The organism is Stenotrophomonas indicatrix (genome assembly GCA_041545745.1).
In the GTDB taxonomy this organism is placed as follows: Bacteria; Pseudomonadota; Gammaproteobacteria; order Xanthomonadales; family Xanthomonadaceae; genus Stenotrophomonas; species Stenotrophomonas indicatrix_A.
Genome location: CP168152.1, coordinates 1,702,370 through 1,727,457, shown reverse-complemented (window position 1 = coordinate 1,727,457; position 25,088 = coordinate 1,702,370). Strand labels below are relative to the sequence as shown.

15 protein-coding genes and 1 tRNA gene are annotated in these 25,088 nt (G+C 65.3%); 7 read left to right on the top strand and 9 right to left on the bottom strand.

Going from position 1 to position 25,088, the window contains the following annotated elements; genetic code table 11:
* Positions 1-78: 78 nt before the first annotated feature.
* Positions 79-1,218, top strand: coding sequence for an MFS transporter (locus tag ACEF39_RS08005; protein WP_500287565.1), 1,140 nt, complete (start codon positions 79-81; stop codon positions 1,216-1,218).
* Between the two features lie 87 nt (positions 1,219-1,305).
* Here the strand turns inward: ACEF39_RS08005 and ACEF39_RS08000 are convergent, their stop codons facing one another.
* Complete coding sequence (locus tag ACEF39_RS08000; RefSeq protein ID WP_500287564.1) at positions 1,306-2,457, bottom strand: alpha/beta hydrolase; 1,152 nt, start codon at positions 2,455-2,457, stop codon at positions 1,306-1,308.
* 183 nt (positions 2,458-2,640) lie between these two features.
* On the opposite strand from ACEF39_RS08000, the gene ACEF39_RS07995 reads away from it, so the two are divergent.
* From ACEF39_RS07995 to ACEF39_RS07980, 4 genes are all read left to right on the top strand, one after another.
* Positions 2,641-3,987, top strand: a complete 1,347-nt coding sequence (locus ACEF39_RS07995) for a c-type cytochrome (RefSeq protein WP_500287563.1) — start codon at positions 2,641-2,643, stop codon at positions 3,985-3,987.
* Positions 3,984-4,910 carry a c-type cytochrome gene (locus ACEF39_RS07990; RefSeq protein ID WP_500287562.1) on the top strand — a complete coding sequence of 309 codons (927 nt, stop codon included), beginning with the start codon at positions 3,984-3,986 and terminating at the stop codon, positions 4,908-4,910. Before ACEF39_RS07995 ends, ACEF39_RS07990 begins: the two co-directional genes overlap by 4 nt.
* Before the next feature lie 118 nt (positions 4,911-5,028).
* On the top strand, positions 5,029-7,407 hold the full coding sequence (locus ACEF39_RS07985) for a TonB-dependent receptor (RefSeq protein ID WP_500287561.1): 2,379 nt from the start codon (positions 5,029-5,031) through the stop codon (positions 7,405-7,407).
* 10 nt (positions 7,408-7,417) lie between these two features.
* A complete protein-coding gene (locus ACEF39_RS07980) occupies positions 7,418-9,526 on the top strand; it encodes a phosphocholine-specific phospholipase C (RefSeq protein ID WP_500287560.1) in 2,109 nt (702 codons plus the stop codon).
* Positions 9,527-9,581: 55 nt separating this feature from the next.
* Here ACEF39_RS07980 and ACEF39_RS07975 read toward each other — a convergent pair whose 3' ends face one another.
* From ACEF39_RS07975 to ACEF39_RS07960, 4 genes are all read right to left on the bottom strand, one after another.
* A complete protein-coding gene (locus ACEF39_RS07975) occupies positions 9,582-11,177 on the bottom strand; it encodes an alkaline phosphatase D family protein (RefSeq protein WP_500287559.1) in 1,596 nt (531 codons plus the stop codon).
* Between the two features lie 12 nt (positions 11,178-11,189).
* Positions 11,190-14,123, bottom strand: coding sequence for a TonB-dependent receptor (locus ACEF39_RS07970; protein WP_500287558.1), 2,934 nt, complete (start codon positions 14,121-14,123; stop codon positions 11,190-11,192).
* A gap of 142 nt (positions 14,124-14,265) precedes the next feature.
* Positions 14,266-15,297 carry a FecR family protein gene (locus tag ACEF39_RS07965; RefSeq protein ID WP_500287557.1) on the bottom strand — a complete coding sequence of 344 codons (1,032 nt, stop codon included), beginning with the start codon at positions 15,295-15,297 and terminating at the stop codon, positions 14,266-14,268.
* Positions 15,294-15,809 (bottom strand): RNA polymerase sigma factor, encoded by a 516-nt coding sequence (locus ACEF39_RS07960; protein ID WP_089240285.1) that lies wholly within the window; start codon positions 15,807-15,809, stop codon positions 15,294-15,296. The genes ACEF39_RS07965 and ACEF39_RS07960 overlap by 4 nt, the downstream gene beginning before the upstream one ends.
* A gap of 271 nt (positions 15,810-16,080) precedes the next feature.
* Between ACEF39_RS07960 and aceE the strand changes: the two genes are divergently transcribed.
* Complete coding sequence (aceE, locus tag ACEF39_RS07955; RefSeq protein ID WP_500287556.1) at positions 16,081-18,753, top strand: pyruvate dehydrogenase (acetyl-transferring), homodimeric type; 2,673 nt, start codon at positions 16,081-16,083, stop codon at positions 18,751-18,753.
* Positions 18,754-18,810: 57 nt separating this feature from the next.
* Here aceE and ACEF39_RS07950 read toward each other — a convergent pair whose 3' ends face one another.
* Positions 18,811-19,293: a LuxR family transcriptional regulator gene (locus ACEF39_RS07950; protein WP_500287555.1), complete on the bottom strand. Its 483-nt coding sequence runs from the start codon at positions 19,291-19,293 to the stop codon at positions 18,811-18,813.
* A gap of 211 nt (positions 19,294-19,504) precedes the next feature.
* On the opposite strand from ACEF39_RS07950, the gene ACEF39_RS07945 reads away from it, so the two are divergent.
* Positions 19,505-21,835, top strand: coding sequence for a TonB-dependent receptor (locus tag ACEF39_RS07945; RefSeq protein ID WP_500287554.1), 2,331 nt, complete (start codon positions 19,505-19,507; stop codon positions 21,833-21,835).
* A 57-nt stretch (positions 21,836-21,892) separates the two neighbouring features.
* Here ACEF39_RS07945 and ACEF39_RS07940 read toward each other — a convergent pair.
* The 3 genes from ACEF39_RS07940 to alaS form a co-directional block, all read right to left on the bottom strand.
* Positions 21,893-21,985 (bottom strand) — tRNA-Ser (locus ACEF39_RS07940).
* A gap of 78 nt (positions 21,986-22,063) precedes the next feature.
* Positions 22,064-22,267 (bottom strand): carbon storage regulator CsrA, encoded by a 204-nt coding sequence (gene csrA / locus ACEF39_RS07935; RefSeq protein WP_025878924.1) that lies wholly within the window; start codon positions 22,265-22,267, stop codon positions 22,064-22,066.
* Between the two features lie 148 nt (positions 22,268-22,415).
* Complete coding sequence (gene alaS / locus ACEF39_RS07930; RefSeq protein WP_500287553.1) at positions 22,416-25,064, bottom strand: alanine--tRNA ligase; 2,649 nt, start codon at positions 25,062-25,064, stop codon at positions 22,416-22,418.
* Positions 25,065-25,088: the final 24 nt, after the last annotated feature.

Sequence of the window (25,088 nt, the reverse complement as noted above, 5' to 3'; positions counted from 1 at the left end):
TCTGATGTCGTTCATGGCACTTGCCCAGGGCCCATGAAAACGTTTTCATAAAGGGATCCTCTGGAGCCCTTCTCGCGCATGACGCCTTCCTCTCCCCGCGCCCAGCAGCACGCGACCCGCGCTGCATTCTTCATCCCCGGCTTTGCCACCGCTGCCTGGGCGCCGATGGTGCCCTATGCCAAGGCCCAGGCCGGATTGTCCGATGCCAGCCTCGGCGGGCTGTTGCTGTGCCTTGGCCTCGGCTCATTGCTGGCGATGCCGCTGGCAGGTGCGTTGACCGCGCGGCTGGGCTCACGCCGCTTGATGATCGCCACCACCGCGTTGATCCTGCTCGCCCTGCCACTGCTGACGCTCGCTCCCACGCCGCTGGCACTGGGAGCGACGCTGTTTGTGTTCGGTGCGGGTGTGGGAGCGATGGACTGCACGATGAACATGCAGGCGGTGACCGTCGAGCGCGATGCGGGGCGACCGATGATGTCCGGCTTCCACGCGTTCTACAGCATCGGCGGCTTCATCGGCGCCGGCTGCATGACCGGCCTGCTGGTTCTCGGCACGCCGCTGTGGCTGGCGTCAGTGGTCGCCGTGGCGGCCATGCTGCTGGTGGCCGTGCTGTCGGCCCCGCACTGGCGCCCGCAGCGCATCCTGCATGACGGCCCGATGCTGGCGGTGCCGCACGGCGTCGTGCTGTTCATCAGCGTGCTGGCCTTCGTGGTGTTCCTGGCCGAGGGCTCGATGCTCGACTGGAGTGCAGTGTTTCTGGCCGACGTGCGGCAGGTATCGCGCGACCAGGCCGGTGCCGGCTTTGCGGTGTTCACGCTGGCGATGACCGCGATGCGTCTGTTCGGCGACGGCATCGTCGAGCGCCTTGGCCGCACCCGCACCATCGTCATTGGCGGCATCACCGCGGCGGCCGGTTTCGCACTGGCCACGCTGGTGCCCTCCTTCGCGATGGCGCTGGTCGGTTACGTGCTGGTGGGCCTGGGCTGCGCCAACATCGTGCCCGCCCTGTTCTCGATGGCCGGCCAGCAGCGCGCGATGCCGGAGAGCATTGCGATCACCGCAGTCACCACGCTGGGCTATGCCGGAATCCTTGCGGGCCCCGCAGCGATCGGCGCGCTCGCCCATGCTACCAGCCTGGGCTTTGCCTTCCTGTGCGTGGCGGCGATGCTGCTGGGCGTGGCGGCGTCGGCGCGTTCACTGGCCCGCCGCCTGCCCTGAAGCAAAAAGGGGACGGAGGGGATTAAGTCGTTTCCTGCACTAGTAGGCCGAATGCGACTTAATCCCCTCCGTCCCCTTTTTGAGGGTTCAGCTGCGCGCTGGGGTCTTTGCTGGTGCATCGACGCCGTGCACCAGCCACTCGGCCTGTGCCGGCAACTGCGGCGCTGGGCACGCGGTCTTCGGGTGGTGCTCGTCGCGCGCCATCCAGTCATCGACCACCCCGGCCAGCAGGTCCAGCCGCAGCGGCAGGGTGATGTGATCTTCGCCGCGCATCTCGATGTAGTGCGCACGCGGATTGGCCTGTGCCAGTGCACGCCCCTGGCTGACCGGAATGTGCTGGTCGCCCTGTCCGTGCAGCAGCAGCACGCAGGCACGTGTATCGGCCAGCGCACGGGCAACATCCACCTTGTCCAGGTCCACGTCGATGCGGCGGCTGGCGGCGGCCACCACCTGGTTGATGTCCTGGCTGCCGTAGCGCCAGCGTGCATACGAAGCGATCGCCTGTGCCTTCAAGCCTTCCGGCTGCAGGGCCATCAGATGCGGAATCATGGTGCGGATCGCTACGCCGGCATTGGCGAACGATTCCATCGCCACCACGCCTGCAACCTGGTCACCCAGCTTGTCGGCGGTGAACAGTGCGGTGGCAGCGCCATAGGAAACACCGAACAGGTACAGCGGGCCGGTCACTTCGCCGCGCGCGCGCAGCTCGGCGATGACGTCCACCACATCGTCCGATTCGTAGGTGCCGTAGCCGGAGGGGCCGGCGCCGGACTGGCCATGGTTGCGCAGGTCCAGGGTGACCACGCGGTAACCCGACTCGGCCAGCTGCAGCGACCACGGCAGCATCGAATCACCGTTCATCATCCAGCCGTGCAGCAGCACCACGGTGCCACGCGGCGCCTGCGCGCGGAACGGTTGCGGTACGGCCAGGCTCAGCCCGGTATCCAGCGGCAGACCGTTCTGGTGCTGCTGCGGCAGGTAGTGGTAGCGCGCACCATAGTCACCCGGATCGAAAGCACGCCAGAAGATCGGCACGCCATCACGGCCCGCGGCGAACCCATGCCGGTTCGGCAGCGCGGCCACAGCGGCGGCGATACGCGGTTGATCAAGCAGGGTCGAAACGCCACCGGGCGCGATCAGGCGATCGCTGAGCGAGGTGGACGAGGCCGTCATCGAAGAAGAGCATGCAGCCAGCCACAGGCCGGCGCACGCCAGCAAAAGCAGCAGCAGGCGCTTCATGGGCAGTCAGGGGAAAAGTGCGACAGCGTGGCAGGTTAGCGGTCGCGCCCGATGCCATCTATCGCAGCTGGATGACGAGTTGATGACAGCGCAGGATCGATTCAGCTTGTCACAATGTCGCGACCGGCCAGAGCATTGATCCGGATCAATGAACGCCATCGCACGAATGGCCACAGTGCCAGCATGCGCACCTCGTTCAAGCTCGCCATTGCCCTGGCCGCCACATTGACCGCCGCCTACGGCATCGCCCGCAGCACACCGTACTGGTTCGCCCCACGGCAACCGGCCGAGGTTGATATCCACGACCCGACCCTGATCGAGCAGGGCCGGTATCTATCGCGTGCCGCCGACTGCGCCGCCTGCCATACCGCACCGGGCGGCAGACCGTTCGCCGGTGGGCTTGGCATGCAGACACCGATGGGCACGCTGTACTCGACCAACATCACCCCGGACCCGGATACCGGCATCGGCACGTACGACTATGCGGATTTCGAGCGCGCGGTGCGGCGTGGCATCCGCCATGACGGCCAGCCGCTGTATCCGGCAATGCCCTACGCCTCGTACGTGATCGCCAGCGATGCCGAGATCAAGGCACTGTATGCCTACTTCATGGGCGCAGTGCAGCCGGTCCGGCAGGACAACGCCGACAGCACGATTCCATGGCCGGCCAACATGCGCTGGCCGCTTGCCTGGTGGCAGCTGCTGTTCGCGCGCCCGCGCAGCTTCATCCCTGATCCAACCCTGGATGCCGGCCAGCAGCGCGGCGCCGAACTGGTGGAAGGCCTGGCCCATTGCGGCGCGTGCCATACCCCGCGCGGGCTGGCCTTCCAGGAAAAGGCGATGGCCGATGATGGCAGTCGCCAGTTCCTGTCCGGCTCGGTGCTGGAAGGCTGGTATGCGAAGAACCTGCGCAACGAAGCGACCGGGTTGGCCAGCTGGAGCGAAGCCGAGATCGTCGAGTTCCTGCGCACCGGCCGCACCGATCGTTCCGCGGCCTTCGGCGGCATGGCCGATGTGGTCGAGCACAGTACGCAGTACCTGTCCGATGCCGATCTGCTGGCGATGGCGCGGTACCTGAAGCAGTTGCCGGCACGCGAAGGTCGCAGCGTGCAACGGACCCCGGGCACCGACACCACTACCGCCGCACTGCGCGGCGGCGACTACCGGGTGGCCGGTTCGCTGGCCTACGCCGAACACTGCCAGGCCTGCCATCGTGCAGATGGCCGTGGCATGCCACGGGTCTACCCTGCTCTGGCCGGCAACTCCATCGTGTTCGCCGACGATCCCAGCTCGCTGCTGCAGGTAACCCTGATCGGTGGACGCACGCCGCACACGCCGCATGACCGGATGGCGTTCACCATGCCGGGCTTCGAGCGACTGCCCAATGCGCAGCTCGCCGACATCCTCACCTTCATCCGCAACAGCTGGGGCAACCAGGCCAGTGCGGTCAGTGAACTGGACGTGGCGCGCATGCGCCGGGTCGTGCGTGACAAGCCGGTGCATGTGGTCCCGCAGGAGACGGCGCAATGAGGCGTTCGAAGAAGCGTTCCAGAGCGCTGATCGCCAGCGCAGTGGTTGCGGTGCTGCTGGCCGGTGCCGGTACGTTGCTATACCAGCACCTGTACCCGGACCTGGATGCGGAGGTGGCAAGGACCCTGGATATCCTCGACCGCCACGGCCAGGTGGTGGGTCAATACCACGTGCCCAGTGCCGAAGAGATCGCCGGCCTCGGCAACGCAGACACGGTGATGTTCGGCCGTCGCCTGCTCAATGAAACCGCGCGGCTGTTGCCGGACAACGTCGGCAACGATCTGAACTGCAACTCCTGCCACATGGCCGAGGGCAAGCGACCGTTCGGCAATCACTACTTCAACACCGGCGGCGGCAGCTACCCGCGCTACATGCCGCGCCCGGGCAGGGAAATCGGTCTGGCCGAGCGCATCAACGGCTGCCTGCAGCGTTCGATGAACGGCAAACCGCTGGCCAAGGACGCGCCGGAGATGCGGGCCATGCTGGAATACATGGCGTGGCTGAGCCGCCCGGTACCGGAGGGTGCACGCGTGGCCGCGCCCAGCGAAGGGCCGATCGACAGCACGCTGACGCCGGACCCGATACGTGGGCAGGCGCTGTACGCCGCGCAGTGCGCCGCCTGCCACGGCGACAACGGCGAAGGCCAGCGCGATGCCAGCGGCGATATCGCGTTCCCGCCGTTGTGGGGCGAGCGCAGCTTCAACATCGGTGCCGGCATGGCGCGGTTGTACAAGGCCGCTGGCTTCATCAAGCACAACATGCCGCCGGCGGTGACCCGTGAACCGCCACTGGGCCAGCAGGTGATGCCCGACCAGGATGCGGTGGATATCGCCAGTTACTTCATCAATCAGCCGCGCCCGGACTTCGCCGGCAAGGCCAAGGACTGGCCACGCGACCCGAAACCGAAGGACGCGCGCTACTGAGGGGCGCCGCCGGCGTTGCCGGCCGTCACACAACACACTCCCTGCATCTGCGCGTCACCGCCATGTCATCGGCGCTGCCGACACTCCCGGACTTTCCTCCCCTGAAGGTCCGGTTTCGATGCGAACGATGGCGCGCTTTCCCCGTATCTCGCTGCTTGCCCTGCTGATTGCTCCCGCACTGGATGCCCTGGCTGAAGCACCTCAGGGCGATGCCGCTGATACGCGAAGCGCCGACGCGCGGACCCTGGACCAGGTGCAGGTGATCGGCCAGGCCACCAGCTATGCCAAGACCTCGGTGCGCCAGGAAACCTTGAACCGGCAGGCCGTATTGAGCAGCGTCAATGGCACGCTCAACGAAGTGCCCGGCGTGGTCGTCAGCGAAGCCGATGCCACCGGCTCGTCGGTCTGGGGCACGCAGATCAGCATGCGCGGCTTCGTCACCAACCGCGATACCCAGCAGATCGGCACCACCATCGACGGCCTGCCCAATGGCGGTTCCGGTTATGGCGGCGGCTCGCTGGCCAACCGCTACATCGACACGCTCGACCTGGAAACGGTGGAAGTGAGCCAGGGTACGGCCGATATTTCCTCGCGCTCGAACGAAGCATTGGGCGGCACCCTGAACTTCCTCACCAGCGATCCACTGCAGGAACAGCGCCTGCGGATGGTAGTGGGTGCCGGCGACAATGAGGCGCGCAAGTACTACGTGCGCTACGACACCGGCCTGCTGGGCGGACACACCCGCGCGTGGATCAGCGCATCATCGGCGCGCGTGCATGACTGGATCGATGGCACCGGCCACACCAGCAACGACAACATCGCCGGCAAATTCATCACTGAACTGGACCGCTGGACCTTGACCGGCTACCTGTCCTACAACGATGCCGACGAGCCGGAGTACACCAGCGTTTCACCGAAGGGCTTCGCCACCAACCCGGACCGCGACGGCCTGGTCGGCACCCTGACCGGCATTCCGTATCTGGACCAGAACTACCGCTCCGGTTCGCGCGCACTGCGCGAGAACACCTTCGGCTACCTGCGCGCGGCCTTTGATGGCGGCAACGGTTTCAAAGCCTCGATGGCTGCCTACGGTCACCGTATGCAGGGCCGCGGTGACTGGCTGCCGCCGTACCTGGCCGATGTCAACGACGATGGCGCCGGTCGCCCGCAGTCGGAATACCTCGGCGGCAGGACGGTCTACGGCGGCAGCAACCGTGGCCAGATCTACTTCGTGAACCCCGATGGCAGTTCCGCCCAGCGTCTGGCCAACTGCACACCGCGTCTCGGCTTCACTGCCGAGTACGACCCCAACTGCTACGCCGGCAATGTGCAGGGCGCACAGTCCTACCGCCATTCCCACTACGACAACGATCGCATGGGCGTCACCGCCGACGTCGAATGGCGGCAGACCTTCGGCGCGATCGACAACACGATCCGCGGTGGCCTGTGGGTGGAGAAGCTCGACCGTTCCGTGCGCCGCGACTGGCACCGCCTGCTCAACGTCGGCCAGGACATCGCCTTCGACCACCAGCCCTACTGGGTGCAGTTCGAAGACAAGTACAAGGTCGATGAGCAGATGTACTACGTCGAGGACGTGGCCCGCTTCGGTCCGTTCAGCGCGCGCCTCGGCGTGAAGCAGTTCTTCGTCGACCAGTCCCGTCGCCGTGTGATCGGCGCCGCCGAGAATGTGAAGTCCGATTCGAAGTCCGATCCGCTGCTGTCCACCGGCTTCACCTGGGCCCCGGGTGTGGAGGGCATGGAGCTGTTCGCTGGCTACTCGCAGAACTTCGCCGCGATCCCGTCCGGCGTGCTGGGTGAAACCGATCCGCAGCGCTTCCGCAACGTCGAGCCGGAGACCGCCGACAACATCGAACTGGGCATGCGCATCAGCCGCTGGCCGCTCACCGCTTCGGTCACCCTGTACAACATCAAGTTCGACAACCGCATCGTCTACCTGCCGGCCGGTCTGGTCAGCGGCATCGACTACCTCGGCGAGACCGATGGCGTCTACGAGAACTTCGGCGGCGTGGAGAGCAACGGCCTGGAAGCGGCCTTCGGCTACGGCTGGGACAATGGCTGGCGCATCAATGCCGCCTACACCTACAACCGTTCCAAGTACCTGGGCAGTGGCAACGACGCGCGTGATGCCCAGCTGGGCATCGTCGACGGTGCCAAGGTGATCGGCCAGCCCGAGCAGATCCTGGTGGTGTCGGCCGACTGGCAGGGTGAGAACTGGAACTTCGGCCTGTCCGGTCGCTACCTCGGCGAACGCTACCTGGATGCAGCCAACGTCAACAAGCTGCCGTCGGCCACCGTGTTCAACGCCAACATCGGCTTCGATCTGCAGGCCCTGTCGCCGCGCCTGAAGGGCATGGGCGCCAACCTGGTGGTGAGCAACCTGACCGACAAGCGCTATCTTGCAGGGGTGGACGGCCGCGACAACGCCTTCATCGGCGCCCCGCGCACCGTCGGCATCTCCTTCCGCGTGGACCTGTGAGTGTGACCCTGTGACTGATACCGGCCGACGCCGACTGTTGCAGGCCGGCGTCGCCGCCGGCCTTTCGCCGCTGCTGCCCAGTATCGCCCGGGCAGCAGCGATCGCCCCTGCTTCGCGCACGCGCAGCCTGCAGGACCTGCAGCACATCGTGGTGTTCATGCAGGAGAACCGCTCGTTCGACCACTACTTCGGCACGTTGCAGGGCGTGCGTGGCTTCGGTGACCGTTTCGTTGCCCCGGCATCGCCGCTGCCCGATGGCGACCGCCCGCGCAGCCTGTGGCTGCAGCCCGACGCCAGCGGACAACGCGCGATCGCCCCCTTCCCGTTGGATACTGCTGCGCACTTCGGCTACATGCGGGTGGAAGGCACGCCCCACACCTGGCCTGATGCACAGCAGGCGTGGGACCACGGGCGCATGGCGCACTGGCCCAAGGCCAAGCAGAACCACTCGATGGGCTACTTCCAGCGCAGCGACATGCCGTTCCAGTTCGCCCTGGCCGATGCGTTCACGCTCTGCGATGCCTACCACTGCGCGATGCAGGCCGGCACCAACCCGAACCGCGTGTTCCTGTGGACCGGCCACAACGACGCCCAGGGCCAGGCAGGCGGCCCGGTGATCGCCAATTCGCACGACAATTTCCCCGAGCTGGGCGGCCATCCCGACTCGTACAGCTGGGCCAGCTATGTCGAGCGGCTGCAGCAGGCCGGCGTGTCCTGGCAGATCTACCAGGACATGGCCGACAACTTCACCGACAACCCGCTTGCCGGGTTCGAGACCTTCCGCCAGGCGTACCGCGGCGACCCGGGGCATGACCCGGAGCTGCGCGCGCGCGGCGTCAGTACCCGTGGCCTGGCGCAGCTGCGCGAGGACGCGATCAGCGGCCGCCTGCCGCAGGTCAGTTTCATCATCGCCGATGCGGCCGGCAGCGAGCATCCCGGGCCGTCCAGCCCCGCGCAGGGCGCAGCCTATACCGCACGCCTGCTGGATGCCTTGACCGCCGACCCGGAGGTGTGGAGCCGCACCGCCCTGCTGCTGATGTTCGATGAGAACGATGGCTTCTTTGACCATGTGCCACCACCGGCACCGCCCTCCCCGCTTGGCGATGGCTGGGCCGGTGCGTCGGCGGTCAGCACCGAGGGCGAGTACCACCGCCACCCGGCACCCGGCGACCAGAAATACGATGCCGCCGAGCTGCGCGGGCGCCCCTATGGGCTCGGCCCACGCGTACCGTTGTATGTGATTTCACCGTGGAGCCGCGGCGGCTGGGTCGACTCGCAGGTGTACGACCACACTTCAGTGCTGCGTCTGATCGAGCGCCGCTTCGGCGTGGCCGCGCCGGACATCTCGCCGTGGCGGCGTGCGGTCTGCGGTGATCTGAGCAACGCCTTCGACTTCGCCCAGCGCGACACCCGCCCCTTCGCCAAGGCGCTGCCCGATGTCACCGCTGTCGCAGCGCGCGCCGCCGCCCTGCCCGGCCGTACCGTGCCCGCGCTGCCCGATGGCCTGCATCCGGCCCGCCAGGAGCCAGGCGTACGTCCTGCACGGGCACTGCCCTATCGGCCGCAGGTGCAGGCCACATCGGTGGATGGCGCTGGTCTCACCCTGCAGCTGGCCAGCGATAGCGCCGCGGCCGTGCTGCATGTCTACGACCGCCTGCGCCTGGACGCCGTTCCGCGCCGTTACACCGTGGTACCGGGTACCCCGTTGCAGGATCGTTGGCCGCTGGATGCACAGGGTCGTTACGACCTCTGGCTGCTGGGGCCGAATGGATTCCATCGTCACTATCGCGGCGATGGCACGCTCGCACCGCTGCATGCGCACGTGGAACGCGCGGACGGCCAGATGCGCCTGATACTGCGCAATCCATCGCCTTCAGCGCGGAAGGTCCAGGCGCAGGCCGGCGCCTACGCCGGCCACATGCCCACCCGCGAACTGCAGTTGGTGGCCGGCGCGGAAACCGTACTGGCCTGGGATCCCGCCCCCACCGCAGGCTGGTACGACTTGATCGTGCACTCAGAGGGCGTCGAGCAACGCCTGGCCGGACGTGCCGAAGACGGCCGGCCTGGCACCAGCGACCCTGCCATGGGCAGCGAACCGCTGCGCTTCGAGCACGGCTGAGGGATTTTCCGTGGAGCCGGGCGCGTGCTCGGCTCCACAGGGTGGGACATCCGGCTCAGGCCTCCTGCAACCCCGGCCGGCCGTGCTCCACCGCATAGCGCTTCCAGCTCTGCAGCGCGCCGTTCGGCTGCATGACCGTATCGAGCGTCTTCATATCACCGATCCAGGCATTACGGGTGACGTCGCACAGCACGTAACCGCGCTTGTCCGTCGTCGCCTTCAGATGGGGGCTGTGCCGCAGCTGGTTCTCTGCATACGCATCCACGCCCTGTCCGTCCGCACCCGACGTGATCGAGGTGGCCAGGAACTCACTGGAAATCACCCCGGAGTCTGCATTGTCCTGCACCAGGTCGCCGGCATAGTGACGGTGCGCATCGCCACAGGCGGTTACCACGTTGCCGAAGCCCACCTTCTGGATGTGATCGAGCAGGCGGCGGCGGCTGGACAGATAGCCGGACCACTGATCATCGGAGGACTGCACCACGCCGCCCTTCTCGCGCATGTAATTGCCCAGTGAGACCTGGTGCGCGATCGCGTGCCAGCGCGGTGCGGCATCGGCCAGACCATCAAAAAGCCATTGCTCCTGCTTCGCACCCACAATGCTGCGCGCGGCAGATTCGACCTGCCCGCGCTGCGCCATGTTGACCTGCTTGCTGCGGTACTGGCGGGTATCGAGCAGATGCAGGTCCAGCAGCGTGCCGTAGCGCGCGCGGCGGTACATCTGCATATGGCCGTCGCGCGGGAACGACGAGGCGCGCAGCGGCATGTTCTCGTAGTATGCCTGGAATGCCTGTGCGCGGCGCAGCAGGAACAGTTCGCTGGGCGTACCGTCCTGGTCTTCAGCACTCGCCCAGTTGTTGTCCACTTCATGGTCGTCAAACGTCACGAACCACGGTGACGCGGCGTGCGCCGCCTGCAGATCCGTATCGGTCTTGTACTGCGCGTAGCGGCGGCGATAGTCGTCGAGGGTGTAGGTCTGCGGGCCAATGTGGTTGCGCAGGTTGGTGAACGGCTGACCGTTCATCTTCCGCACGCCAGTCTGGCTTTCGCCCTCGTAGATGTAGTCGCCGTAATGGAACACGAAATCGAGCGGTTCCTCGGCAATATGTCGCCAAGCCGTGTAGTGGCCCTCCTCGAAATGCTGGCAACCGGCCACCGCGAAGCGCACGCGCTCGATCGGCGCGTTCGCCGCAGGCAGGGTGCGGGTGCGTCCAATCGCACTGGCATGGCCTCCAACAGTGAAGCGGTACCAGTACGGCCGTCCAGGCAGCAGGCCATCCAGTTCCACGTGCAGCGCATGGCCCAGCTCGGGGTGGGCCAGCGAGGTTCCCTGCCGCACCACCGTGCGCATGCCCTCGTCAGCGGCCACCTGCCATGCCACCACCATCGGCCGGCTTGGCATGCCGCCACCGAACACCAAGGGCTCGGTGGCCAGCCGCGTCCACAGCACCACGCCGTCGGTCGACGGATCACCCGACGCCACGCCGAGAGTGAAGGGCGTACTGGCAAAGCGCGGCGAGGCCAGCAGATTGCGGGGATTCAGCGCTGCTGCATCGTTGTGCGCGGCCAGCGCGCGGGCAGTTCCGGCCCACGCACCCAATGCGGACAGTCCCGACAGGGCAAGGAAGCGCCTGCGATTGATCGTATCCAAGACAGCCGCCCCTCAGTTGTAGATGATGTGGAAGTAGAAGAAGCGGCCGTAGTCATCGATCTCGGTGCGGAAGCGTCCGTTCGGACCGGTGCTGTAGGTCGGCTGGGTGTTGAACAGGTTCTTCGCCTCGTACTTCAGCGTCACGTGCTTGCTGACCTTGTGGCTGAAGGCCAGGTTGAAGGTCATGTACGGGTCGTAATACGAATCCAGCCACTGGGTATCGCCGAAGTCGACCAGCATGCGGCTGCGGTAGGTGCCGGACACGCGCAGCTGCGAGCTCTTCCACGGCATGCGCCAGATCACCGAGCCGTTCACCGACCAGTCCGGCTGGTACAGCAGGCGGTCCAGGCGGCGCTCGCTGCCATCGCTGATGCGGTAGTTGGTCTGCCCGTCCAGGCGGGTGGCATTGAGGTACATGTCGAAGCGGTGGCGGCCCCACTGCAGATTGCGGTTTGCCACCGCGAACTCGACACCGCGCAGCGTCGACTCATCGGTGTTCATCGGCTGGGTGACTCGATAGCGGACGTCGCCGATGTTCTCGAACGTGGTCAGGGTATAGATGTCGTCCTTGATGACCTTGTCGAACAACGCAACCGACACCAGGCCGTTGTTGCCGTTGAAGTACAGGTCCCACGCAAGATCGAGGTTGGTCGAGCGGCGCGGCTGCAGCGAGGCATTGCCCTGCTTGATAGTGCAGAAGCCGCCACCCAGCTCGTCGTCACCGCAGCTGGTACTGGTGGCCTGGGCGATGTTGCTGGGCGTCGGCCGACCCAGCGTGCGGCTGGCGGAGAAACGCAGACGCTGGTTCTCGCTCAGCTTGAAGGTCGCATTCAATGACGGCAGCAGGTTGTTGTAGCCGCCACTGCTCTTGCGGAATGCCGAGGTGTAGGTGGTACCGCCATCATCACTGAACGGGCTGAACGCATCGAAGGAGGTGTGGTCATAGCGCAGGCCGCCGATCAGCAGCAGCCGGTCCCAGGCGTAATGCGCCGAAACGTAGGCGTTGGCGATGTCTTCCACGTACTTGTAGTCGCTGGTGAAATCGGCATTCGGGTAGGCCGCATCGTTGTTGCCCAGCTTCGGGTACAGCTCGTCATGCCACTTGCGGTTGTCGATCAGCGGGAAGCCGGGGACGCTGCCAAGCAGCGTCGAACCGGGATACAGATAGTCGTTCAAGGTCGCGCTGGTCTTGTAGTAATCGAAATCGATGTCCTGCCAGATCTTCAGGTGGCGATACTCGGCACCGGCGGCGAGACCGAAGCCGCGCGCATCGGCATCGATGTTGTAGCTGAAGTCGGCGCGCAGGTTGTCGATGCTCTCCTTGGCGTCGCGCGGCGAGATGTAGGCCTGCGCGGGATTGAGCTTGAACGCCGAGCTGGTCAGCAGACTGGAGTCCGAGACGCCCACCGCGTTCGGAAAACCATGGCTGTCGTTGGCATAGTCGACGAACAGGTTGCTCGGGTACGCGCGTACGCCCCAGTAGACCTGATTGTTGTGGAAGGTCTCTTCGGTGTGGCCGGCGCGCAGGGTCAGCCGTGAGAGGTCGCCGATATCCCAGTTGAAGCTGGCGATCGCACCTCGGTTGCTGCGGTCCCAGCGGTCATGGCGGTTCTTGATGTAGATGCTGTTGATCTGGGTGGTGCCACCGTCCTCGCTCTGGTTGCGTATCGGGAACTTGGCGTTGCCATACAGATCGGTCTTGTTCATCGTCGAGTTCTCGTAGAACCGGTACGAGTACAGCAGCAGCGAGGCATAGAACGGATCGTCCGATGGCTTCCATTCCAGTTTGGCCGAGCCACCGAAGTTGGTGATGTAGTTGGTGTAGGTGCCGGTGCTGAAGTTGCCCGGCGCGCGCAGGCCGTTCCAGCCTTTCGCCTCGTCGGGGCCGGTGGTCCCATCGGTGAGGTACTTGCCGGCATCGTTGTAGTAATAGTTCGATTCCACCCAGCGCTTGACGCTGTTGCGTGAGCGCTGCTCATAGCGTGCGACCGCGACGATGCCGAACTGATCATCGGCACCGAACTGGTTGGAGAACACCGCCTTGGCGCTCTTGCCGAAGTGGCCCAGGGTCTTGTGGTCGCCACCCGCGCTGCGCCCTACGTTGGTCTCGGCCGTGGAATAAATGCCGGCCACATCGGCGAACACATACTTGCCGGAGCGATCAAAGGCACTGCGGCTGATGATGTCGATCACACCACCAATGGCATCCGGTGCCTGCTCAGCGCTGAAGCTCTTGTAGATGTCGGTGCGCGTGCCGATGTCACTGGGAATCAGCTGCAGGTTGTTCATGCGCTCGCCGGAGCCACTGCCACCCACGCTTGCAATCGCGATGCCGTCGATGGTCGTGTAGTTGAGATTGGCCTGCACCCCGCGTACGGTCACATAACGCGGTTCGCCCGCATCTTCCACCGCACTCAGGCCAGGCGCGGCCATCAGGCTCTCGGCCAGCGTCTCATCGCCGTAGCTGTCCATCTCATCGTAGATCACCGAATCCTTGATCACCGGCGACGTCTTCTTCTGGTCGATGACCTCATGGGCGGCGATCACCTTGATCGTTCCCAGGGTCGGAGCCACCACGGCTTCCGGTGGCCGCGGTGCAGGTGCGGCCGGCCTGGTTTCCCGCTGGGCCGGTGCCGCATCGATGGCAATCACGTTGCCGTCCACCACCGTGTAGCGCAGGCCGGTGCCGGCCAGCAGCGTGTCCAGCGCCTGCTTGACGGTGGCTCCCCGCGGTACCGCGCCCGCCATCGGTGTATTGCCCGCGCCGGCATACAGGAACTGCACGCCGGAGCTGCGTGACAGCTGCTCCAGTGCCTGGCTCAATGGCTGCGGGGCGATCGCTGCAGTGACCTTGGTCTCAAGCCCGTTGGACGACACCGCCTGCGCATGAGCGCCCAGACAGGGAGACAAGGCCAGTACCACCGACAGATAGAGCTTCTTGCGCATCACGGTTCCTTGCAGGAGAGAGGACAGCTGCTGCCGCGTCGGCATTCGACAGCGGCTTCTCCCAAGTAAGAGCCGGCATCGGCGGAAGTGGAGAACGCCGATTCGATGAATTTTTTCTGACAGCCCACCGCCCTCACCGGGATCAGCGGCTGGAGACCCATATCGTGTCCTGTTCGCGGCGGATGACGAAGCGCGCGTCCCGCTGCAGGAATGCCTGCAATGCGGCGACCCGGTGCGCCTCCAGGCTGCCCGACAGGCGCGCCGCCCGCGCCGCATCATCGGTCAGCCGCACCTGCACCTGGTTGTGGCGGTTGAACGCTGCAGCCACCTCGTCCAGGCGCTCATCACGAAACGACACCCGGCGCTGCTGCCAGTCCAGCAGCATGGACATCGGTATTTCCAGCGGCTGCACCGCATGACTGAGATGATCGACCTGGACCACCCGCCCGGCGGGCAGCTGCGCCAGCCGGCGTTGCTCATCACCGGCAGTCCAGACCTCCACCTCGCCGGATACCACGCCGACACGCGTGCTCTGCAAACGACGCGACACATCGAACACGGTGCCGATGTCACGGATCTGCAGATCACCGACCCGCACCTCGAAGGGTCGGCGATCCGCTGCGATATCAAACGTGGCCTCGCCCTGCAGCAGTTCGACGCGGCGGCTGAACCAGCCGATGTTCACCCGCAGACGGCTGTCTGCATTCAGCCGCACCTGCGTCCGGTCAGCCAGTACCACCTCACGCAGTTGCCCGTGCCCGGCGACCAGCATCTGTTCGCGCGGCGTCAGCCACGGCAGCAGACCGGCCACCAGCAACAGACAGCACGCCACCGCAGCCCCCCGCCTCCAGAGCGGCCGGCGTGATCGCGATGCAACCGCGGCGCGCGGCAGGGGCACGGCAAACAACGGCACGACTTTCGCCGTTGCCGGCAGCGCCGGCAGCGCGGCCCTGTCCCCCTGCTCCTGCGCGTGCGCCGACATCGCCGCGCCCACCTGCCGGTGCACATGCAGGGCATGCAGGTACGCGCGTATGTGTTCGGGAGAGCGCTTCATCCATGCCATGAACTCGGCACGCTGCGCAGCGCTCAGGCCACCCTCGCGGTTGCACAGGAACCAGCGCGCGGCCTGCTCGGCCACCTCGTCATCCATTGCTGCAGGCTCCTGCCGGTTCATCCATCCTTCCCCGCGCCGAGCGCCTTCCTGCAGGCATCCAGCCCCTTGCCGATGTGCTTGCGCACCATGTGCACCGACACATCCAGCTGTGCCCCCACCTGTTGGCAATCCAGACCTTCGCGGTAGTGCAGCTCCATCACCCGCCGCGTCGTGGGTGGCAGTTGTGCGATGGCGCCGCGGATCCCGCTCCAGCGCTGCGCCCGTTCGAAATCACCCTCGATGTCCTCCTCGCTGCTGAGTACCTCGGCCAGCAGATCAACATCCTCGATCTGCGGCAGGCCGGAGCGCGAGCGTGCCTGCTCACGGGCCAGGTTGGCTGCCACGGCGAACAGATAGGCTTCAGGGTTCTCGATCGCCGCGGCGTCTTCGCCGGTGCTGCGCAGCAGGCGCAGATAGACCTCCTGGGCCAGATCCTCGGCATCGGCAGCCTGTGAACCACGCCGAAGGAAGAAGCCCCGCAACAGGCGGCGCCGCAAGGCGTAGCTCTTCTCCCAGATCCTGACGCTGTTCACAACCGACCAACCACCCCGAGGCTGGAAAGCCCAGCAGGGTGCACACCGACGATGACAGCCGCATTGCAGCGCCGCCGGGTAAAGCGCAGGTTCGCGCAGATCCAATCGTCACCTGCCTACCGGCCAACCCGTGCGCCGCCTACGCTTGTCTCCCCGGCAGCCACCAAGGCTGCCCCCGCGCCACGGCCCTGCCGGCGCGACTCCGCTCCAGAGCTGTCGCCCTGCCGGCGGTGTCGCGCAGATGCCGACCGGCGCTCTCTGGAGACGCAGCATGAACCAGGCACACTTCCCTCTCGACACCGATCCGCAGGAAACCCGCGAATGGCGCGAGTCCCTGCACGCGGTGATCCAGGCTGGCGGCCGCCCCCGCGCGCACTACCTGCTGGACCAGCTGGATGAACTCGACGTGCAGCAGCATGGCGACCTGCACACCCGCGCGTGGACCGCCTACACCAACACGATCCCGCCCGAACGCCAGCCCGCCTACCCGGGCGACCTGGCCATCGAGCGGCGGTTGAACGCGATGATCCGCTGGAACGCGATGGTGATGGTGCTGCGCGCCGGCAAGCATTCCAATGTCGGCGGCCACATCGCCACCTACCAGTCCGCAGCGGTCATGTATGACGTGGGCTTCGATCACTTCTTCCGTGGCCGTACCGACACCTTCGACGGCGACATGATCTACATCCAGGGCCATTCCGCACCCGGCATCTATGGCCGTGCCTTCGTGGAAGGCCGCATCAGCGCCGAACGCATGGACAACTTCCGTCGCGAAGCCGGACGCGAGGGCCTGTCCTCGTATCCGCACCCGCGGTTGATGCCGGAGTTCTGGCAGTTCCCCACCGTATCGATGGGCCTGGGCCCACTGACGGCGGCCTATCAGGCCCGCTACATGCGCTACCTGGAATACCGCGGCTTGAAGCAGCACCAGGGCCGCAAGGTCTGGGCCTTCCTCGGGGATGGCGAAATGGACCAGCCCGAATCGCTGGCGGCCATTTCGCTGGCCGGGCGCGAGCGCTTGGACAACCTGGTGTTCGTGGTCAACTGCAACCTGCAGCGCCTGGACGGACCGGTGCGTGGCAACGCCAAGGTGATCCAGGAACTGGAAGGCACCTTCCGTGCTGCCGGTTGGAACGTGATCAAGGTGATCTGGGGCAATGGCTGGGACGACCTGCTGGCACGCGATCACAGCGGCCTGCTACGCCAGCGCATGATGGAATGCGTCGATGGTGACTACCAGACCTTCAAGTCACAGAGCGGTGCCTATGTACGCGAGCATTTCTTCGGGCGCTACCCGGAACTGCTGGCGCTGGTCGCGCACATGAGTGACGACGAGATATGGGCGCTGGCACGTGGTGGCCACGACCCGCAGAAGGTCTTCGCTGCCTACCAGCAGGCAGTGAACACCACGGGCCGGCCAACCGTGGTGCTGGCCAAGACGGTGAAGGGCTTCGGCATGGGTGAGGCCGGCGAAGGCCAGAACATCAATCACCAGCTGAAGAAGATGAGCACCGATGCGATGCGCGCCTTCCGCGACCGCTTCGATCTGCCGGTCAGTGATGAACAGCTGGAGGAAATGCCGTACCTGCGCCCGGAACCGGGCAGCCCGGAAGCGCTCTACTTCGCCCAGCGTCGCCAGGCGCAGGGTGGCCAGCTGCCGGCACGACTGGCACAGGTCGATCCGCTGCCACTGCCGCCGCTGTCCGCGTTCAACGTCCAACTGCAGGGCAGTGGTGATCGCGGCCAGTCCACCACCATGGGCTTCGTGCGCATCCTCACCACCCTGCTCAAGGATCCCGAGCTGGGCAGGCTGGTGATCCCGATCGTGCCCGATGAATCGCGCACCTTCGGCATGGAAGGCCTGTTCCGCCAGATCGGCATCCATTCCTTCCTGGGCCAGCTGTACACGCCGCAGGATGCTGGCCAGCTGAGCTATTACAAGGAAGCCAAGGATGGCCAGATCCTGCAGGAAGGCATCAACGAATCCGGCGCGATCTGTTCGTGGATCGCCGCCGGTACCGCGTACGCCAACCACGGCCTGGCCACGATTCCGTTCTACATCTTCTATTCGATGTTCGGCCTGCAGCGCGTCGGCGACCTGGCCTGGGCAGCGGCCGACGCGCGCACCCGTGGCTTCCTGCTTGGCGCCACCTCGGGCCGTACCACGCTGATGGGCGAAGGCCTGCAGCACGACGATGGCCACAGCCACGTGCTGTCCTCGGTGATTCCCAGCTGCGTGTCCTACGACCCGACCTACAACTTCGAGCTGGCGGTGATCATCCACGACGGCCTGCGCCGCATGTACGTGGACCAGGAAGACATCTACTACTACATCACCCTGCTCAACGAGAACTACCCGCACCCGGCCCTGCCCGACGGCGCCGAAGCCGGCATCCTGAAGGGCCTCCATCTGCTGCGCCCCGCCGCTGCCGACACCATTGCACCGCCGCGCGTGCAGTTGATGGGCAGTGGCTCGATCCTGCGCGAGGTACTGGCCGCCGCCGATCTTCTGCAGCAGGATTTCGGTATCAGCAGCGATGTCTGGAGCGCCACCAGCCTGACCGAACTGCGCCGGGATGGTCTGGCCGTCGAGCGCTGGAATCTGCTGCACCCGGCCGACGAGCCGCGCGTTCCCTACGTGCAGCAGTGCCTGCAGGACCACGCCGGCCCGGTGGTGGTGGCGACCGATTACATGAAGATCGTCGGCGACCAGATCCGCCCCTTCATCAACGATCGTCGCTTCATCGCACTCGGCACCGATGGTTTCGGTCGCTCGGATACACGCGAATCGCTGCGGACGTTCTTCGAGGTCGATCGCCACTTCATCGTACTGGCGGCACTGAAGGCTTTGGCCGATGACGGACATGTCGAACGGAGCCTGCTGCAGCAGGCGATCGACCGGTACGGGATCGATACCGGCAAGCGCGACCCCGCCGCCGCATGACAGCGCAGCAACGGCATCCGCAGAGCACGCCTCTGCGGGTGTCGCTGCATTACACCGCTACGGCAACCGCTTGAACAGGTTGGTCTGCAGGATCGGCGTGCCGTCATGACCGAAGAACGCCTTGGTTTCGGTCATCGTTGAACGATCGGCGGCCACCGTATACACACGGGTGGACGCAGGCGCACCGTGATCGACCAGCTGCATCACCAGCGTGTTCGGCGCCGGCAGTTTCAGCGTCGCCTGGTTGGCGCCGTAGCTGCCGGTCAGCGCTGCGGGCGTGCCATCCAATGCCAGCGTACCGTCGGATTTCATCGTCTTGCCATCATGCAGGACGATATCCACATGCGAGCTCCACCTTCCCGCACCGGCGTCCTTGAATTCCAGCACGACCTGTTCCGGACGCTGTGCTTCAGGCAGCGCGGAGGTGGCGATATCCAGCGACCAGCGGCCGAGCAGCGGCGAGGACTTCGGGTTTTCAGCCAGGGCAGGCATCGCCTGCAGCGAAACCACGGACAACAACACGACGGACAACAGCTTCATGCGAGGCTCCTTTCGAGTGAGGAAGGTCCTGCAGGTGCGTTGTGGGGAACCTGCCATGCCGGATGCTGCGCGCCAGCGGCCGGGCGTGCAAGTTCCCAGGCTGCCGCCGATTGCCAGGCCGATCTCCCCTCCCCTCCGCCGTCCCCCCTTCCGACTTGTGAATCTGAATAGTTACGTTATAACATTTCACATTCTTTTCACGGAGTGTGTCATGCGTCGTCATCTGCTTGCTGCAGCCATCCTGTTCGTCGTTCACAACGCCCATGCCAGCGACGACCCCACCCTGCCCGCCGTCCGGGTCGAGGCAAGCAAGCCCTCCCGGATCGACAGCATCGTCACTGTCGAGACCCCACAGGCCCAGAACCGCACCCTCGGCGGCATGCTTGAACATGTCTCCGGCGTGCAGAACAGTGCCTTCGGTCCCAACGCTGGCGCTCCGGTCATCCGCAGTCTCAGCGGCAACCGCGTGCAGATCCTGGAAGATGGCCAGTCCATCCTCGGCATGAACGCCTTCAGCGGCGACATCAACATTCCCTTCGACCCGCTGTTCGTGCGCAGCGTCACCGTCACCAAATCCTCCGATACCGTCCGCTACGGCGGCAACGCGATCGGCGGCAGCGTCGACATCGACTCCGGCCTGATCTCGCGCACGATGGAGGACAAGGACCAGTCGATGCAACTGGTGCTGCGCAAAGGCTTCAACGCGGCCGATGCGCAGGGCTTCCGCATGAACTTCAACAACCAGCGGAATGTCTCGACCAACCTGCAGGTCTCGCGGCAACGCATCTCGTATTACGACATTCCCGGCAACAGCAAGGCAGGCGTCTGCAACACCCAGCTGTTCCCGGCCACCGGAGGTGTCAATTCGGCGCTGGCCGACAGCTGCCAGAAGGAAGCGCGCGTCCAGCAGCTCTACAACAAGGCCTCGCAACCCTACATCGACCAGTTCATGACCGAGAATCCCGACTGGGCCGATGGTGATTTTTCCTTCTATACCAGCAACCCGACCTCGGTCTGGCAGCGCCGCACCTACATCAATCCGGTCAATCCGGCCTATGTCGCCGGCACGCCTTCGTACGTACAGAAACAGATCAACAACGATGTGACCCCCGATTACCACCATCGGCTGGGCAACAGCTACTCACGCAGTTCGCAGGCAGCACTCGGATCGACCTGGTTCTTCGATCGCGGCCATATCGGCGTCAGCATCGATGCCAAGGACAGCGAGTACGGTGTGCCGGGCTTCTCGATGCAGAACCTGTCCTTCGGTTCCAACTACGCCAACGCACTGCCGGTGGGCGTGGTGATCAAGCAGCAGCGCTATGCACTGGAAGCGCTGCTGCGCGATCCGCTGCCGTGGTTCGAGCGCGCCGAGCTGCGTGTCTCCAAGCTGGACAACACCTCGGGCGAACGGCTGGGTGCCACCCGGGCCAACGACTACGATGTCGAAAGCACCCAGGCCGAGCTGCTGCTGAGCCATCAGCGCGTCGGTCCGCTCAGCGGCCTGCTCGGTTACAGCCACCAGTCGCGTGATGTCACCGGCAGTGGCGCGCTGCGCTACCTGCCTGACGTCGACACCCGCAGCAACGCGGTGTTCCTGAAGGAGATGCTGGACTTCGGCTGGGCCAGTTTCGACGCCGGCGTGCGCCATGAACGCGTGGACCATGGCCTGCAGCCCAGCCGCTTCAAGACCTCGCGCAATGCTGCCAACACCACGCTGCAGGATCGCTCCTATCGCCTCAACAGTTACAGCCTGGGTTCGTATGTCGAACTCGGCCCGCTGTTTGCCGCCAAGGTGCGCTATTCGTCTTCGCAGCGCACACCGGAGATCAACGAGCTGTATGCCAGCAACGCGCATTATTCGGTGATGACCCAGGAAGAAGGCAACCAGAACCTGGAGCCGGAACGCGCAAAGAACCTGGAGCTGACCGGACTGTTCCACCTTGGCGGCTTCGCGCTGTCGGCCACCGCCTACCGGATGAAGTACGACAACTACCTCTACCTGGGCTACTCCGGCATGCAGACGGCCAACCGCCTGCCGCTGAAGTACTGGAAGCAGACCGACACCACGGTGAAGGGATTCGAGATCGATGCCTCGCAGGCGCTCGACCTTGGCGGCTACGGGAAATTGAATCTGTCCGCCTTCGCCGATCTGGTCAGGAACCAGGCCGATCGTCCGGACACGCTGCGCGCGCACAACGATGGCGAGTACCTGCCGAACATGCCGACCAACCGCTATGGTGCCAACCTGCAATGGCAGCGCGACCGCTGGAAGGTACAACTCTCCAGCACCTACTACGACAAGCAGAAGTACCTGGGGCGCAACGTCAGCGAAGAGATTCCGCTGGATGCATTCAACCTGGTCGATCTGCAGGTCAGCCGCGAGCTGCCAGTACGCAATGCCTACATCGCCGGGATGGAGGTGTTCGTCAACGGCAGCAACCTTCTGGATGACGAAGCGCGTCCACACAACTCGCCGTTGAAGTACATCGCACCGCTGCCCGGTCGCGGGTTCCAGGTCGGCGTGACCGTGAGGCTTTAAGGGACCGGAAAAGAAAAACGCCTGCAGATCGAGGATCTGCAGGCGCTTCTTTGTATCTGGCGGAGCGAGAGGGATTCGAACCCTCGATAGAGCTTTTGACCCTATACTCCCTTAGCAGGGGAGCCCCTTCAGCCGCTCGGGCATCGCTCCGGGGTTTTCTCCGCGTCTGGTGCGTTGCACCTCAGCGGGGCGTGAATCATAACGTTAATCACGCGCGAAGGTAAAGCCTTATTCCGCAGAATTTTCACCACCGGTGCTGCCGGCTTCGTCACCACGCTGGATGCGCTGGTAGATCTCTTCGCGATGCACAGCGACGTCCTTCGGCGCAGTGATGCCGATACGCACCTGGTTACCCTTGACGCCAAGCACGGTGACGCTCACCGAGTCACCGATCATCAGGGTTTCGCCGACGCGGCGAGTCAGGATCAACATTTTTTTAAGTCTCCATGGAACCGTGTGGAAGGGTATCCCCCACCGGCTTGACGCTCCGTCAAGAAGCGCGCCCACGACAAAGGGAAAAGATTCGCAATGGTACCGTCAGCCGTCCCGCTCCTACAAGGAGGGGGACGGCAGGGGTTCATCACAGGCGGGGGCTGACCCATTCGACGACCGCAGCCAGCGCGGTGGCAAGGGCGGGCCCGTCCTCGCCACCACCCTGGGCGAGGTCCGGGCGTCCGCCGCCCTTGCCCCCGATCTGACCGGCGATATGAGACAACAGTTCCCCGGCCTTGACCTTGCCCATTGCACTGCCGTTCACGCCCGCGACCAGGGCCGCCTTGCCGTCCTGGGCACCGGCCAGCACGATCACCGCGTCGCCCAGCTGCTGCTTCAGGCGGTCCATGGCATCGCGCAGGGCCTTGGCATCGAAGCCTTCCAGGCGGACGGCCAGGACCTTCACGCCGGCGACCTCGACAGCCTGGCCTGACAGATCAGCCGTGGCGCCGGCGGCGGCCTTGGCCTTCACGGCCTCCAGTTCGCGCTCCAGCTGCTTCTGACGCAGGCCCAGCGCGCGGATCTTTTCGACCACGTCAGCTGCGCTGCCACCCAGCAGTTCCGCGGCCTCGGCCAGGCGCGCCTCCTCGGCGTCCACGTAGTCCAGCGCGCCCTGGCCGGTGACGGCCTCGATACGACGCACACCGGCCGATACGCCGCCCTCGGAGGTGATCTTGAACAGGCCGATGTCACCGGTCCGGTTGACGTGGGTACCACCACACAACTCAGTGGAGTAGTCACCCATCTTCAGCACGCGTACGTTCTCGCCGTACTTCTCGCCGAACAGGGCCATCGCGCCGAAGTCCAGCGCTTCCTGCATGCCCATGTTGTGCACTTCCACAGCGTTGTTGACGCGTACCTGCTGGTTGACCTTGCGTTCGATGATCGCCAGTTCCTCGGCGCTGATCGGCTGGAAATGCGAGAAGTCGAAACGCAGGCGGTCCGGTGCCACCAGCGAGCCCTTCTGCTGCACGTGGGTGCCCAGCACTTCGCGCAGGGCAGCATGCAGCAGGTGGGTGGCCGAGTGATTGAGGATGGTGGCGCCACGGCGCTCGCCATCGACCTGACCGGCCAGGACGTCACCGATCTTCAGGCTGCCCTGGGTGAGCTTGCCGACGTGGCCATGGAACTGGCCCGCGAACTTCTGGGTGTCGCTCACCTGCACCTGCACGCCGGCAGCGGACAAGGTGCCGGTGTCGCCGACCTGACCGCCGGACTCGGCATAGAACGGGGTCTGGCTGGTCAGCACGATGACCTCGTCACCGGCCTGGGCCGCTTCCACCGGACGGCCATCCTTGAGGATCGCGACCACACTGAGGCCGTCGGCCTGCAGGCGGTCATAGCCCAGGAAGACGGTCGGCTTGAGCGTGGCGACCAGATCGGCCGACAGCGTCACGCCGCCGCCGAACTTGCCGGCCGCACGCGCGGTCTCGCGCTGCGTTTCCATCGCGGCATTGAAGCCGTCGATGTCCACCGTCAGGTCACGCTCGCGGGCGATGTCCTGGGTGAGGTCGAGCGGGAAGCCGTAGGTGTCGTACAGGCGGAAGGCGTCCACGCCCGGGATCACGCCATTGCTGACCTTGGCGGCGACGTCGTCGAAGATCTTCATGCCCGAGTCGAGGGTTTCGGCGAAACGCTCTTCTTCGGCCTGGAGTGCACGCACGACGGTATCGACCTGCGCCGGAAGTTCCGGATAGGCTTCGCCCATCTGCTCGACCAGGGTCGGCACCAGCTTGCTGAAGAACGGCTGGCGCACGCCCAGCATCCAGCCGTGTCGCAGCGCGCGGCGGATGATCCGGCGCAGCACGTAGCCGCGACCTTCGTTGGACGGCAGCACGCCATCGACGATCAGGAACGAACAGGCGCGGATATGGTCGGCGATCACCCGCAGCGACTTGTTTTCCAGATCGGCGGTGCCGGTCAGCTCCGATGCCTTGCGGATCAGCGCCTGGAACAGGTCGATCTCGTAGTTGGTATGCACGTGCTGCAGGATCGCGGCCAGGCGTTCCAGGCCCATGCCAGTGTCCACGCACGGCGCAGGCAACGGCATCAACGTGCCGTCCTGCTGGCGATCGAACTGCATGAAGACCAGGTTCCAGATCTCGATGAAACGGTCGCCGTCCTCGTCCGGCGAGCCCGGAGGGCCACCGGCGATATGGTCACCGTGATCGTAGAAGATCTCGGTGCACGGACCGCAGGGACCGGTATCGGCCATCTGCCAGAAGTTGTCCGAGGCGAACGGCGCCCCCTTGTTGTCGCCGATGCGCACGATGCGCTCTTCCGGAATGCCGATCATGTCGCGCCACAGCGCGTAGGCCTCGTCGTCGGTCTGGTAGACCGTGACCAGCAGGCGCTCGGCGGGCAGCTTCCAGACCTGGGTCAGCAGCTCCCAGGCCCAGGCGATCGCATCCTTCTTGAAGTAATCGCCGAAGGACCAGTTGCCCAGCATTTCGAAGAAGGTGTGATGACGGGCGGTGTAGCCCACCTGGTCGAGATCGTTGTGCTTGCCACCGGCACGCAGGCAACGCTGGACGTCGGCCGCGCGCACGTAGCTGCGCTTCTCCGCGCCCAGGAACACGTCCTTGAACTGCACCATGCCGGAGTTGGTGAACAGCAGGGTCGGATCGTTGCCCGGCACCAGCGGCGCCGACGGCACGATGGTGTGGCCTTTGCCCTTGAAGAACTCAAGGAAGTCGCTGCGGATCTGGGATGTCGTGAATTTGGCGGATGCGTTCATGGGGGCTGGCAGTCTGCGGGCCGG